Below are 14201 nucleotides of genomic sequence, written 5' to 3'. Positions count from 1 at the left end.
TTGTTATTTATAGTAAATTTCGTTCCAGCGAAGTTCACTTTTCAATTGACGCAACTGCGTATTTTTGTCAATTACGACTAATTCAACACCAAACAATTCCGCAAAATCTTCGATATATTCGGTTGTTAGGTTTTGGCTATATACTGTATGGTGAGCACCACCTGCCAAAATCCAAGCAGCACAGCCTGTTTGCATATCAGGTTGTGGCTTCCATAATACACGGGCTACAGGTAGTTTTGGTAAATCTTCAACTACATCGACAGCTTCTACTTCGTTTACCAAAATTCTGAAGCGGTTGCCCATATCTATCAATGATACGTTCAAGGCCGAGCCAGCCGCACCATTAAATACCAAACGAACAGGGTCTTCTTTGCCACCAATTCCTAATGGGTGTACTTCGCATGAAGGAGTATTGGCTGCTATAGAAGGGCAAATCTCTAACATGTGAGCTCCTAATACCAAAGGATTACTTGGGTCGAAATGATAGGTATAATCTTCCATAAACGAGTTACCACCTTTCAAGCCACTTGCCATGACTTTCATGACACGTACCATCGCCGAGGTTTTCCAGTCGCCTTCGCCACCATAACCATAGCCAGCGGCCATCATTCTTTGTGAAGCAATGCCTGGCAGCTGACGCATACCGTGTAAGTCTTCAAAAGTATTGGTATAAGCCGAATAGCCACCATCTTCTAAAAAGGCTTTCAAGCCTAGTTCGATACGAGCTGCCTCAATCAATGAAGAACGCATAGCACCGTTGGCTTTCAATGAGTCCATCAATGTGTATGTATCTTCATATTCTTTTACTAAGGCATTGATTTCGGCTTCTGAAAATTGATTAATAACTTTTACCAAATCGCCAACACCATGAGTATTTACCGAGAATCCAAAAGTCATTTCAGCTGCTACTTTGTCGCCTTCAGTTACGGCTACCTGACGCATATTGTCACCAAAACGAACTACTTTCATTGTTTGCATTTCGTTTTTAGCAGCAGCTACACGAGCCCAAACACTGATTTTTTGTAATACATCTTCTTGTTGCCAAAAGCCTACTACTACTTTGCGGTTCAGACGCATACGAGACATAATAAAACCAAACTCACGGTCGCCATGTGCCGACTGATTGAGGTTCATGAAGTCCATATCGATACTTCCCCAAGGAATATCACGGTTAAATTGTGTGTGCAGATGCAATAATGGCTTTTTCAAGCAGTTTAGACCTCTAATCCACATTTTTGCTGGCGAAAACGTGTGCATCCAAGCTACAATACCGATACAGTTTGGGGTTATGTTAGCTTCCTGACAAATATTAAAGATTTCGTCTGGTGTTTTTACTACAGGTTTGAATACCACATTGACAGGAATAGTCGGGGAGTTATGCAAAAACTCTGCAATAATCTTTGAATGTTCGTCTACTTGGCGAAGCGTTTCTTCACCATACAAATGTTGACTTCCTGTTACAAACCATACTTCAAGCGGAGCACCGCCAAATGTTTTTAGATTACTCATTGTAAAGTGTTTTTGATAGAATTATCTATTAGTTATTTACTTTTGCTACCAAAATTATTTCGGCTACAATATTGGGTTATGCTAATTAAGGAGGTAGTCGTACAAAAATGAAAGTTTAAATACGACAACTACCTAATAATCAATTTTTTATTCTTAAAAAATACTATATGCTAAGTCGATGCTAGTTTTCGATAAAATTACCTAAACGAATATATTTTTGATACAATATTTCGTATACTGGAACTACCTCGGGACGTGGTGTATAAGTAGCATCAAAACCCGAAGCCATTACTTTTTGTGCCGAAGCAAAATCTGGATAAATACCCGCTGCTACCGCTGCACAAATGGCCGCACCCAATGCACAAGCTTGGTCTGAACTAGCTACTTTGATAGGCATATTCAGCACATCGGCAAGGGTTTGCATAACAAATGGCGATTTTTTGGCTACCCCACCAATAGCAATTACCTCTTTGATAGGTACACCTTCTTGTTGGAAACGGTCAGAAATAGCTCTTGCTCCAAAAGCAGTAGCTTCTACCAAAGCTTTGAAAATTTTGATAGCATCGCTACCCAAATTAAGCCCCACTATACCCCCTTTTAAAGTATGCTTAGCATCGGGAGTACGACGGCCATTGAGCCAGTCAATCGCTACAATATCGCTTTCTTTTATAGGCAGCAAAGAAGCCTGTTCTGACAAATAAGGAATCAATTCATTACTCAATTTTTCGGCAGCTTCATGGCCTAATAAAGCTCTTACAGGCGATACTATCACCTTCTGAAACCATGCGTAAATATCACCAAAAGCTGATTGTCCAGCTTCCATACCCAGCATACCCGGCACAATAGAACCGTCTACTTGTCCACAAATACCACGAATTAATAAATGTCCGATTTCTTCGTTGGGTGCTACAAGCATATCGCAAGTAGAAGTACCAATTACTTTACACAACGAATAAGGCTGAATATCTGCTCCAACGGCTCCCATGTGGCAGTCAAATGCTCCGACCCCAATTATAGTATTGGTAGAAATACCCAGTTTTTCGGCCCATTCAGCCGAAATAGTACCCATTGCATGGTCGGCAGTGTAGGTATCTTTGAAAAGGCGATTGCGAAGCCCTGATAAAAGTGGGTCAAGTTTTTGTAAAAACTCTTCTGAAGGAAGACCTTCAAATTCGTCGTGCCAAAGGGCTTTATGACCTGCCGCACAGCGACTTCTGTGAAGTGCCAATGGATTGGTATTGCCCGTCAACACTGCCGATACCCAGTCGCAATGTTCAACCCAAGAAAACGCCTTTTCTCTTACTTGCTCATCTACACGAAGAGTACGAAGAATTTTTGCCCAAAACCATTCAGACGAATAAATCCCACCTACATATTTGGTAAAATCGGTATCCCAATGATGAGCCAATGTATTGATTTCTTCGGCTTCGGCGTTGGCAGTATGGTCTTTCCAAAGAATAAACATGCCGTTCGGATTTTCTGCAAACTCTGGCAAAAGAGCTAGCGGAGTACCGTTTTCATCGACAGCAACAGGCGTTGAGCCAGTGGTATCTACCGAAATCCCCACTACATTTTGTTTTACTTCGTTGCTCAATCCAACTAATGCTCCTTTGATTGAGTTTTCGAGTCCTTCTAGGTAGTCGAGGGGGTGTTGCCTAAACTGAGAAATGGAAGGGTCACAAAAAAGACCTTCTTTCCAACGGGCATAATAATGAACGGCTGTGCCAAGCGTTTCTCCTGTTTGAGTGTTTACAACTAATGCTCTTACTGAATCAGTTCCGTAATCTACACCGATTACATACTTATTTTCCATGGTTTGATATATTAAAGGCAATGGTCAAAATCTTGATTGTTTTTAGATACTGTCATCTAATTATTCCTTGATATTGATTAAATGCGTTATGTTGACACAATTGATTAGTTAAAAAAAAGTCAAACTTCCCAACGAATGACTATTTTTTAGAAATTATCACTAAAATTTTATATCAGAAACAAAATAATGGAAGGCATTAAATTGTTTTTGGTATTTCTCTTGGTCTAAGCGGTACAAAATAGCTTTTTTTGTGGCCGAATTTTCGTTTTTTTCACCTGTATCTAACAATAACTTGGTTGATAAAATTTTACGACTAAAATTACGTCTATCGAGTGGCGTATCATAGATAGCCTCGTACAATTTTTGTAATTGAGGAATCGTAAATTTTTCGGGCAAAAGCTCAAATCCAATCGGGTGCAATGCAGCTCTGTAGCGAAGTCTTTCTAAAGCCAAATCAACCATTTCGCCGTGGTCAAAAATCAAATCTGGTCTATTTTTGAGGTTAATCCAAAAAGCGTTTTGAGCTTTAGCAGCATCCTGACTATGAGCGTGAATATTAATCAAAGCAAAAAAACATACGGAAACGGTTCTTTCTACAGGGTCACGGTCTATTTTACCAAATGTTTTGATTTCTTCAAAATAAATATCTTTTAAGCCCGTCAAATCGTACAAAATACGGTTGGCTGCTACTTCTAAGTCTTCATCTTCATTTAAAAAACCACCCATCAGCGACCATTTGCCAAGCTGTGGCTGAAAATTCCTTTTGATTAATAATAACTTCAACTCTTCGCCATCGAAACCAAAAACAATACAGTCAAGAGCGACTAATATACGTGTATTGTGATTATACTTTGCTAACATTCAATTCAGTCTTTTTATAGGCTATATGCTTATATAATAGTTAAGGTAAGTACTCTTACTGCTCAAAGCATACGGCAAATGATATATTTTATTTCGATAAATATAAGCAATTATCTGAAAAAAACTGCTATTGTATGGAGTGATGGGGAATTAAAAATTCCCCCACTATTGTACTATTTATGAAATACAAATCACTTAGATTTCTCAAAACGTGTTATTGTGACACAATTTTAAGACAAATATTTGATTAATACAAAAATTAATAGGAAAAATTAGAAAATTTTCAAAGATAGTCTTCTAAGTCAGGATTTTGGTATAAAAATCGAGCTATAAAGTACTTGTCAAGAAAGCAGTAAGGTGTTATAAGTGGGTGTATTTCAATGCCATTTAGGGAAATGCTATCCAATTTTTTCGTGTAAAAATCAAGAGAGTAATTGGTATTTTAACCAATTACTCTCTTACAACAATTATTAACAAACTCGTAGTACTAAGCTCTTACTATAGTACTTTAATTCTTACTACCGAAAATGAGTTTGGAGCAGCCGTAAAATTCAATTTTTTAGCTTTTGTATTTACATCAAGGCTTTGTTCAATAGGACTTACATTGGTGGCATTTTCAAAAGTATTAACAGCACCTAAGTTATCATTTTTCAAGATAGTCCATTTAGCTTTTGCCTCAATTTTCTTAACACCATCCAATTGAATATCACGTGTTTGGGCATTGATTGATGTATTGGCAATTTTCAAAATAATTTCATTCGTTGCTTTATCAAAACTCGCCGAAGCATACAAGTCATCTTGTCCAGCTAAAGCCTGATTATTTTGTAACATCGACAAAACGTGTGTTCCTTTGTTGGTAGAATAGAGCTTTTGTACATAGTAATTTGGTGTACCATAAGTAGTTAAGTTATCTACCCAAATCAAATCGGGAGTCCATTGCCAGCCTTCTGCATGAGCAAATAATGGGGCATACGAAGCCATTTGAACTACAGCCGCATTACGCTCTAGCCCAGTCATAAAGGCAGCTTCTGCCAATGCACATTTCCAGTTATTTTGATTGTCAATGCTTACGGTTTTGTCGCTTTGTGCAGCATATTCACCAGCAAAAACCTTCGAGCCATTTCTGTCATAAGAATCGTAACGGCTAGCATTTTTCAAGAACCAATCGGGTGTTCTGTAGTAATGCTCGTCGATAATATCGGCTTTCATTGTACGCAATTCGTTATTCAAATAATCAAATCTCTCGCCATTAGGGTCTGTTCCTGAGCTATTAACTAGACGAATATTAGGGTATTTGGCTTTGATAGCTTTTGTAAATAATTGCAAGCGTTCTATATACTGAGGGCCCCAGTTTTCGTTACCTACGCCCAATAGTTTCAAATTAAAAGGAGCTGGATGTCCCATTTCAGCACGTACTTTTCCCCATTTAGAATTGGTATCTCCGTTTGCAAATTCAATCAAATCAAGAGCATCTTGAATATATGGGTCTAATTGACTCAAAGGCACTACTTCGGCTGTATTGAACTGACAAGCCATACCACAGTTAAGAATTGGGAGGGCTTCTGCTCCAATGTCTTCGGCTAATTGAAAATATTCAAAGAACCCTAATCCAAAAGTTTGAAAATAGTCTGGCGATGGGCGGTGAGCAAACTCAACGTTCCAGCGGTTAATAATCAACTGGCGGTCTTCGATAGGGCCAAGTGTTTTTTTCCATTGGTAGCGGTTTTCTAGGTTAAAACCTTCAACAATACATCCTCCTGGAAAACGAATAAACCCCGGTTTTAAATCAGCCAATCGTTGTACCATATCGGCACGCATACCTCCAGGGCGTTTTTTCCAAGTATCTTCTGGAAAAAGCGAGATAATATCAAGGTCAATCTGACCAGAACCTTCTATCCAAATTCTGAATCTTCCTTTGGCTTCTGTAGCTTTTGCATAAAAACTAATCGCTTGCTTGTGCCACTGATTATCTGTTTGGTTAGGTTCTAAAATACCCTCGCCAATTACTTGGTTTTTAGCATCAAGTAATTCAGCATGGATTTTTACACCTGTATTTGCTTGGCGATACATCACTGAAAAGTCATATCGTAGGTTATTTTTGATACCCATACCCTTAAAACCTTCGTTGACCAGACCAAGGTCGCCTTTAACTGCATTTTGTACTTTTGCAGTAATATAGCGAGGATTAGTAATATTATTGTCTTGACGATTTTGAACTAAAATATCACCTTCGTTAAATTTCTTCCTTTCTATTTTCCATCCCATTAGTGGCTTAGAAAACTCAAATGAGCGGTTTTTTATTAGCTCGGCATATAAACCACCATCGGCACCCATATTAATATCCTCAAAAAATACGCCCCACATTGTAGGCTGAATTTCGGAAACTGGCTGGGCTACATTCACTTTAATTGGACTCGGGGCTTGCGCTTCGGCCAATAAAGTTGTGGCTAAAAATAAACTAACGGTTTTTATTATACGATTCATTTTTTGTAATAATTTTATTTCACAGAGGGGACATATTTATTTTTGATTGCCAAGAATCTGTTCTACATTGACTGTAGTTTAAATTAAATATGTGTTATTTTGACACAATTTTAAGACAAATAGTTAATTAATACAATAAATCATAGGAAAAATTTTAGAATTATTGATTTATTTCTGAACGATCTCAGTACTACTTTTCATAGCTGTGTACTATTAATGATAATAAACGGATTAGTATTTTTCAAAGAAGCTATCTATAATATCATTAAAAAGCATTTTGAAATTGGAGTCTGTTAGGTCAAATTTTGACGAAAATTTGACCTAACAGACTTTTCAAAGTTTAAACAGCTTCCTGATAATTGTCAAATCACTAGCTTCATAGTAATTTATGGATGTTTTTTTGATTCTTCTTCTAAACGAATTCTTCTTTTGCGTGCCAAATAACTTGCTCCAATCAATTGCCCAGCATGATAAATCATCAGTGGCAAAAGGTAAATTCCCACAGCGGTATTGGCTGGAAACAAAACCTTACTCATAACAGTACCATGCACCAACGATTTCTTTGAACCACAAAATATAGCCGTCGAAATCTCTGGCTCGCTAAATTGCATCCATTGGGCTACCCACTTAATAAGCTGATAAATAGCTTGAAAAAGTACAATCATGCTTACAGCCAAAAGAAATATAGAAGCAAGTGGCAAGGTTTCAAAAATACGTTGGTAGAAAGATTCACAAAATGATTGATATACAATAAGGATAATCACGGTTTGGTCTAGTAATTTAAGATAATTCTTATTCTTTTGAGCCCACGCTCCCCAAAATCTATGTAAGAAAACGCCTATTGTTACAGGAACAATTACTTGTAAAATTAATTTGAGAAATACTTCTTGTAAGTCAAAATCACCATTGGTTGATTCAAGGAACAACGACATCCAGAGTGGTGTAATAATTATGCCAAGTAAACTTGAAAGAGTAGCATTGAAGATTGCGGCCACAATATTACCGCCAGCCAAAGAGACCATCACTACCGACGACGATACTGTAGAGGGTAGGGCTGCCAAATAAAAAATCGCTAACCAAAGTTCTTGATTGATAGTACCAGCAAAAAATGGCTTTATAGCCAAGATTAGCAACGGAAAGAAGATAAAAGTAGTGGCCTGAATCAATAAATGAAGCTTCCAATTACGTACTCCTTCTTTGAGTTGTTGCATACTTAGTCGTAAACCGTACAACAAAAAAGTAAGGCTTACCCCATAAGTAGTGGCGTAGTGAAGCGGCACTGATATTGTAGATGCTCCTAAAACAGGCTGCATATATGCTAAGACAATGGCTAAGACAAGACATAAAATAAATCCATCAATTCCATATTGGGCGAGTAACGCTAAGTTTTTTTTTAACATAATACGATTTGTTGATATACCATGACTCCTACAAAGGTAATCATTGAGCCTATATAAAAAGAATGATTGATTTTGAAAATAAATTAACTATTTCTTGCAATTAAATTGTGTACAATATAATTTTGTCAAATCAAAAAACAGGTAACCATGACTTATCTAAAACTAGAACAACAGCTTTGCTTTCCTTTTTATGCCATCTCTAGGCAGCTAACAGCTTTATATAGGCCATTATTGGAAAAAATAGGCTTGACCTATCCTCAGTATTTGGTAATGATGGTGCTATGGGAGCACGAAGAAGTAGCAGTAAAGTTTTTAGGTGAAAAATTACTATTAGACAGTGGTACACTAACCCCATTATTGAAACGATTAGAACAAAGCGGTTTAATAACTCGTAATCGAAATAAGTTAGATGAAAGAGTTGTTCTGATTGCTTTGACTTCGGAGGGTAAGGCTCTTAGGCAGCAAGCCGAAAGAATTCCAGAAACCATGATTTCGTGCATGGCACTAACCGAACCAGAAGCCGTATCTCTTAAAACACAGTTAGATCAGCTATTGGCTAATACAACAGCTTTATTGAACGAATCTCAAGCATAGTTTTAAAAAACAATAATATGAACACATTATATCAGGCAGAAGCTACTGCCACAGGTGGTCGTAATGGCCAAGTAAAATCATCTGACAACGTCTTGGATTTAGAAGTAAGAATGCCCAAAGAATTAGGTGGAACAGGCGGTGCATTCACTAATCCCGAACAACTATTTGCGGCTGGTTATGCTGCGTGTTTTGATAGTGCCTTGAATTTGGTTATTAAAATGCAAAAAGTAACTACAGGCACTACCACTGTGACAGCACAAGTTGGTATTGGTAAAAACGATGCTGGAGGGTTTGGTTTATCTGTTAGCCTAAAAGTTTATGTGCCAGGTGTAGAACAAAGCGTAGCAGAAGCCTTAGTAGCAAAAGCCCACGAGGTTTGTCCATATTCAAATGCTACACGTGGTAATATTGATGTAAAGTTGGAAGTTGTAGCATAATACATTGGTTTTTGTAAAAAGGTGCTTTTTATTGTTGAGAAACAACCCAAAAGTACCTTTTGTATTTTTAGATTATTAAAATACCATAAATACTTTGTTTATAATACCTTGTTTCATTGAACTTGCCAGAACATTTTAATAATTTCGTAAAAAGGAAGTAAACCCGTGTTCGATGAAAATTATTGGTAGAAGAAAGCCACACTTACAAGAAATAGATAGGGTATCCTTATACCTCAAAAATATGAGGGATGCCGAGGGGAATTTTATACCTGTAACCGACGATGAACTAAAATATATTGTACAGGCAATTGATGCAGGCACTTGTGTTTTTAAATTAGCCGATACCAAAGTAGAGCTTTTTCATATTACACAATTTGCTTTGAGTGCCGAAGTAAATTCTATTTTACAAAAAAACCAAACCTTTCGTTTGTCGCATTATATGTATTTTATCTACCAAGACTTTGTATTGCCCGTAGAACTGGTAAGCGATCAACATGGGAATGTACATAAAGATTTTTTTATAAACCCTCAGCTCTATGTAGACAGACTATTGGCGGGGAAAAAAATAGAGCTATTCCGAAAATAAAATACCGTATTTGTATAGAAGCCCTCTTGATGAGGGCTTTTTTTGTGGAATATCATTATTTTATGAAAATTTCTGCTATTTTTACAAGGCAGTAACGAGCATTTTAGCCTTGTAAAAAATCTATTAACCCAATCATGAAGAAGTATATTGCGTATTTGCGTGTTTCAACAAAAGGGCAAGAGCGTTCAGGTTTAGGACTTGAGGCACAGCGAGCAATCATTTATCATTATGCCAAAGTTGATAATGTAGAAGTGGTTCATGAATTTATTGAAGCCGAATCAGGAAAAGATATTGATAACCGCCCAATGCTTAGCAAAGCGATTGCCAGTTGCCTAGACCAAAAGCATTATTACTTGATTGTAGCCAAGCTTGATCGTTTAAGCAGAGACGTAAAAGATACTTTTGATATTCTGGAAAAGGTAAAAGGTAAATTTATTAGCTGTGACATTCCAACTCAAAATGGTGTATTAGACACTTTTACATTGGCGGTATTTGCTGGGTTAGCACAAAGAGAACGAGAATTAATTAGTATCAGGACCAAAGCCGCTTTGCAAGCCAAAAAGAATCGGGGTGCAAAATTAGGAAAACCTGAAAACTTCACAAACGAAACTAGAGCCGTGGGAGCTTCATCAACAAGACAAAAAGCATTGAAAAATTTAAACAATCGTTTAGCATCTGCCTTAATTGAACGTTTTGACCGTGAGTTACATACGCTTCAACAGATTGCAGATGAGCTAAATTCAAAAGGATTCCGAACCTCGAAAGGTCGGCTATTTCATCCAACTACTGTAAAAAGGCTAATTGAAAGGCGAAGATTTCCGATTTCGTAGCTATTTGAACAGCTTTAGAATACCGTATTTGATTAATATTGCAGACAAACACCCAAATATTCGATTCTCGATGGCTTGGATTTTGTTCATCCTTACCTCTACTATCATGAGTAAGGATGAACAAATATTGATATAAAATTAATGATCAAAAAACAATAAAACTGCTTTATTGTCTTATAATCAGACAGTTAACTTAGAAAAGTGATAGCTGTGACGATGTCAAATACTGTATTTGAATTTGTCGATTTCGTTCAAAATATTCTAATGCTCTTCTCAACTCCTTTCTATTACGACAAATCAAATAAGGTTTTTTATTTTGAGGTTTTACCAAGCGTACATCCAGCTTAAAAACTGTACCAACACCATACTTTTTCCGCAGCTTTCGACTACACTCTATCCTGAGTGAGCTATCTGCACTTTGGCCATCAAGAGGTTTTAGCCGAATTCTACCTTTTTCAAGAATAGATTCGGCATAAATGTCTAAATACCAAATAGGATTTTCTTTAAAAAGTGAATATTTCATGTTGTTTTGTACCTTAAATCGTAATAGCAATTTATAAAATTTATGTACAAAAAAGAAATACTGCCTTTGCTGAAGTGTGAATTTTTATAATGGTCTAAAAAAGGTAGATAAAGTACAATAATTTGATAAAATAGTATTATACAGTACATACATGGAAAAGCGAAATTTGTAACCATAACCTTTCAGAAATTATTTCATAGTTGAAAGCTATACTAAGAGATAATCACAATTATTCATAATAAATTTTGCTAAAAGTTTTAAGAAACACCCTACTGCAATTTGTGGTAGGGTGTTTTGTGTCAAAAAAACAAAAAATATCTATATCTAAAATTGATTAAATAAAAAATTTGTTTTGTACTATTTGTAATATTACCGAGAACGATTGCATAAAAAAAATATCAAACTTGATAGGAATAATTTGAATACTCTCCTAATTTAGTTGTGATTTTAGCGGTAATATATTACTTTTAGGAAATTGTAGTTTGTTTTTGATATTTAATATTGAGTATATATTCTTATTTAGCAGCTTTAGCTAATAGAACTTGATACTCTTTAATATAGCATTATCATAGTTTTTATAGAAAATTGGGTGTAGTTACTGGCACTATAATATTTATAGTGTCAGTTTTTTTTCTGCTATTTCAACAATCATTACTATTTTTGGGAATAAGAATTATTTTATAGATAAACTGTGAAATAATAGGATTATTATACGGTATTTTTTACTATTGTATCATAGTAAAACAAATTACTTCTTCAATAAACCCTAACCGTTTTCTATGAATTTTAACCATTCTCCAAAAACTGCTCAATTGATTAAGCAAGTCCAAATCTTCATGAATGACTATATATTTCCTCTGGAAGAGGAAATAATGAACACGCATGAGCTACAGCAACCCAACTGGAAATTATGGCAAGTGAATCAGCAAATAGAAGTGCTAAAAGCAAAAGCAAAGGATGCTGGACTTTGGAATCTATTCCTCCCCGAAATCAGCGGATTGTCGAATACTGAGTACGCCCCTTTGGCCGAACAAATGGGTCATTCCTTGATTGCCCCCGAAATATTTAATTGTAATGCCCCCGATACAGGCAATATGGAGGTTTTATGGAAATATGGCTCGGATTGGCAAAAAGAAACTTGGCTTCACCCTTTATTAGAAGGTTCTATTCGCTCGGTATTCTGTATGACCGAACCAGCAGTGGCCTCAAGTGATGCTACCAATATGCAGGCTACAATTGTTGAAGACAACGATGAGGTTATCCTAAACGGTACAAAATGGTGGAGTACTGGTATTGGACACCCAAATTGCAAAGTAGCCATATTTATGGGATTGTCCGATGCCAATGCCAGTAAGTATTTACAACATACTATGGTAATAGTACCTTTAGCTACACAAGGTGTAGAAATTAAGCGAATGTTGCCTGTTTTTGGTACTTACGATGCTCCCTATGGGCATGGCGAGGTAAGTTTTACCAATGTACGTGTACCCAAAACACATATTATTGCGGGCTTAGGGCGTGGTTTTGAAATAGCTCAAGGTAGATTAGGCCCTGGGCGAATTCATCATTGTATGAGAGCATTAGGGGCATCTGAACGAGCATTACAGTTACTCATTGAGCGTTCATTGACACGTGTGGCTTTTGGTAGGCCATTGGTAAAACTGGGAGGCAATGCCGACATTATTGCCAATGCTCGTATCGACCTAGAAATGGCTCGCTTGCTAGTTATGAAAACGGCTTTTTTGTTAGACACCGCAGGGGTAAAAGGTGCTATGAGCGAGGTTTCTCAAATCAAAGTGATTGTGCCAACAATTGCTTGCAGAATCATAGACCAAGCCATGCAAATACACGGGGGGATGGGGCTTAGTAACGACACCCCTCTGGCAGGCTTATACGCTTATGCTCGAACCCTAAGGCTGGCCGATGGCCCCGACGAAGTTCATAGAGGTGTTGTAGCTAAAATGGAGGTAAAAAAATATAGCAACTATGTCAATGATGGAATACAAACACTTGGTAGATAAACCACGGACTGTTCGGGATGAAGATCGTCTGGACAATGATAAGATACGTATTTTTATAGAGCAATATCTTCCAAACTTAACTGGAAATATGACCATAGAACAGTTTAGTGGTGGGGCTTCTAACTTAACTTATCAGATAAGTTTTGGCCAACAACAATATATATTAAGATGTCCCCCCAAAGGTACAAAGGCTAAGGGTGCTCATGATATGGCACGTGAGTACAAAATTATGCAAGCACTTAAACCTTTTTACCAATATGTGCCTCAAATGATTGCCTATTGCGACGATACGTCGTTGATAGGACGCGAGTTTTATGTTATGGAAAAACTCGTTGGCATTATCCCTAGAGCTAATTTACCCAAAGAAATGACACTCAACAACCAAGAAACCAGACATTTATGCCTAAATGTATTGGATAAAATGGTGCAATTACATCAAATTCCTATTGAAAAAACACCTTTGAGTACTTTTGGAAAGGGGCAGGGCTATTGCCAGCGACAAATAACAGGCTGGACCGAACGTTATAAAAAAGTAAAAACATGGAATGTACCTTCATGTCAATATATTATGGACTGGTTACAACGTAATCAGCCAAGCGAAGAACGTTCGTGTTTTATTCATAATGATTTTAGGTTTGATAATGTTGTACTTTCACCCGATAACCCATTGGAAGTTATTGGGGTTTTAGACTGGGAAATGGCCACCATTGGCGACCCACTTATGGACTTGGGTAATTCTTTGGCGTATTGGGTAGAAGCTAATGATGATTTTATGTTTAAAATGGTGAGGCGACAACCTACTCACCTAAAAGGGATGCTTACTCGAAAAGAAGTTGTAGCTTATTATTGTAACAAAATGGGTATTTCATTGCCTAGCTTTACTTTTTACGAAGTATATGGCTTATTTAGGCTTATTGTGATATTACAACAAATCTATTTCCGTTACTATCACCGACAAACCACCAATCCAGCCTATAAGAACTTTTGGCTACTGGTCAATTATCTGAATTGGCGTTGTAAAAGAATTATTACCAAAATATAAAAAGGGCATCCAAGGAGGTTTTATATGCTTGGATGCCCTTCATATCTTTTTTAACCCAAAAGGTATATCCCTAGCAATATGTTATGGTAACTACCCTGATA

The 14201-nt window shown here is 36.9% G+C and carries 12 protein-coding genes; 6 read left to right on the top strand and 6 right to left on the bottom strand.

What is annotated here, in order from left to right:
• Positions 1-3: 3 nt before the first annotated feature.
• From araA to FLEMA_RS0166060, 5 genes are all read right to left on the bottom strand, one after another.
• Complete coding sequence (gene araA, locus FLEMA_RS0166080) at positions 4-1509, bottom strand: L-arabinose isomerase (protein WP_026998093.1); 1506 nt, start codon at positions 1507-1509, stop codon at positions 4-6.
• Between the two features lie 181 nt (positions 1510-1690).
• Positions 1691-3322, bottom strand: a complete 1632-nt coding sequence (locus tag FLEMA_RS0166075) for a ribulokinase (protein ID WP_026998092.1) — start codon at positions 3320-3322, stop codon at positions 1691-1693.
• 159 nt (positions 3323-3481) lie between these two features.
• Positions 3482-4183 carry an NUDIX hydrolase gene (locus FLEMA_RS0166070; RefSeq protein WP_026998091.1) on the bottom strand — a complete coding sequence of 234 codons (702 nt, stop codon included), beginning with the start codon at positions 4181-4183 and terminating at the stop codon, positions 3482-3484.
• 498 nt (positions 4184-4681) lie between these two features.
• Positions 4682-6667, bottom strand: coding sequence for an alpha-L-arabinofuranosidase family protein (locus FLEMA_RS0166065; RefSeq protein WP_026998090.1), 1986 nt, complete (start codon positions 6665-6667; stop codon positions 4682-4684).
• A gap of 386 nt (positions 6668-7053) precedes the next feature.
• Positions 7054-8067, bottom strand: coding sequence for a bile acid:sodium symporter family protein (locus FLEMA_RS0166060; RefSeq protein ID WP_044175589.1), 1014 nt, complete (start codon positions 8065-8067; stop codon positions 7054-7056).
• Positions 8068-8214: 147 nt separating this feature from the next.
• On the opposite strand from FLEMA_RS0166060, the gene FLEMA_RS0166055 reads away from it, so the two are divergent.
• The 4 genes from FLEMA_RS0166055 to FLEMA_RS0166040 all read left to right on the top strand — a co-directional run bounded on the left by FLEMA_RS0166055 (position 8215) and on the right by FLEMA_RS0166040 (position 10514).
• Positions 8215-8661 (top strand): MarR family winged helix-turn-helix transcriptional regulator, encoded by a 447-nt coding sequence (locus tag FLEMA_RS0166055; RefSeq protein ID WP_026998088.1) that lies wholly within the window; start codon positions 8215-8217, stop codon positions 8659-8661.
• Positions 8662-8678: 17 nt separating this feature from the next.
• Positions 8679-9098: an organic hydroperoxide resistance protein gene (locus FLEMA_RS0166050; protein WP_026998087.1), complete on the top strand. Its 420-nt coding sequence runs from the start codon at positions 8679-8681 to the stop codon at positions 9096-9098.
• Positions 9099-9270: 172 nt separating this feature from the next.
• Positions 9271-9684, top strand: a complete 414-nt coding sequence (locus tag FLEMA_RS0166045; RefSeq protein WP_026998086.1) for a hypothetical protein — start codon at positions 9271-9273, stop codon at positions 9682-9684.
• Positions 9685-9818: 134 nt separating this feature from the next.
• Positions 9819-10514: a recombinase family protein gene (locus FLEMA_RS0166040; RefSeq protein ID WP_026998085.1), complete on the top strand. Its 696-nt coding sequence runs from the start codon at positions 9819-9821 to the stop codon at positions 10512-10514.
• 193 nt (positions 10515-10707) lie between these two features.
• On the opposite strand, the gene FLEMA_RS75710 is transcribed toward FLEMA_RS0166040, so the two are convergent.
• Complete coding sequence (locus FLEMA_RS75710) at positions 10708-11037, bottom strand: hypothetical protein (RefSeq protein WP_044175587.1); 330 nt, start codon at positions 11035-11037, stop codon at positions 10708-10710.
• A gap of 779 nt (positions 11038-11816) precedes the next feature.
• Here FLEMA_RS75710 and FLEMA_RS0166030 point away from each other — a divergent pair.
• Both FLEMA_RS0166030 and FLEMA_RS0166025 read left to right on the top strand, forming a co-directional pair.
• Positions 11817-13058 (top strand): acyl-CoA dehydrogenase family protein, encoded by a 1242-nt coding sequence (locus tag FLEMA_RS0166030; protein ID WP_026998084.1) that lies wholly within the window; start codon positions 11817-11819, stop codon positions 13056-13058.
• Positions 13030-14100, top strand: coding sequence for a phosphotransferase family protein (locus FLEMA_RS0166025; protein WP_026998083.1), 1071 nt, complete (start codon positions 13030-13032; stop codon positions 14098-14100). Before FLEMA_RS0166030 ends, FLEMA_RS0166025 begins: the two co-directional genes overlap by 29 nt.
• Positions 14101-14201 lie beyond the last annotated feature (101 nt).

It is taken from the genome of Flectobacillus major DSM 103 (assembly GCF_000427405.1).
Classification (GTDB): Bacteria; Bacteroidota; Bacteroidia; order Cytophagales; family Spirosomataceae; genus Flectobacillus; species Flectobacillus major.
Note: the sequence above shows the minus strand (reverse complement) of the source record. Positions and strands in the feature narration are given on the sequence as shown.

Coding starts and splice junctions, on each gene's coding strand:
- araA (WP_026998093.1), bottom strand. CDS start 1,509: ATGAGTAATCTAAAAACATTTGGCGGTGCTCCGCTTGAAGTATGGTTT.
- FLEMA_RS0166075 (WP_026998092.1), bottom strand. CDS start 3,322: ATGGAAAATAAGTATGTAATCGGTGTAGATTACGGAACTGATTCAGTA.
- FLEMA_RS0166070 (WP_026998091.1), bottom strand. CDS start 4,183: ATGTTAGCAAAGTATAATCACAATACACGTATATTAGTCGCTCTTGAC.
- FLEMA_RS0166065 (WP_026998090.1), bottom strand. CDS start 6,667: ATGAATCGTATAATAAAAACCGTTAGTTTATTTTTAGCCACAACTTTA.
- FLEMA_RS0166060 (WP_044175589.1), bottom strand. CDS start 8,067: ATGTTAAAAAAAAACTTAGCGTTACTCGCCCAATATGGAATTGATGGA.
- FLEMA_RS0166055 (WP_026998088.1), top strand. CDS start 8,215: ATGACTTATCTAAAACTAGAACAACAGCTTTGCTTTCCTTTTTATGCC.
- FLEMA_RS0166050 (WP_026998087.1), top strand. CDS start 8,679: ATGAACACATTATATCAGGCAGAAGCTACTGCCACAGGTGGTCGTAAT.
- FLEMA_RS0166045 (WP_026998086.1), top strand. CDS start 9,271: ATGAAAATTATTGGTAGAAGAAAGCCACACTTACAAGAAATAGATAGG.
- FLEMA_RS0166040 (WP_026998085.1), top strand. CDS start 9,819: ATGAAGAAGTATATTGCGTATTTGCGTGTTTCAACAAAAGGGCAAGAG.
- FLEMA_RS75710 (WP_044175587.1), bottom strand. CDS start 11,037: ATGAAATATTCACTTTTTAAAGAAAATCCTATTTGGTATTTAGACATT.
- FLEMA_RS0166030 (WP_026998084.1), top strand. CDS start 11,817: ATGAATTTTAACCATTCTCCAAAAACTGCTCAATTGATTAAGCAAGTC.
- FLEMA_RS0166025 (WP_026998083.1), top strand. CDS start 13,030: ATGATGGAATACAAACACTTGGTAGATAAACCACGGACTGTTCGGGAT.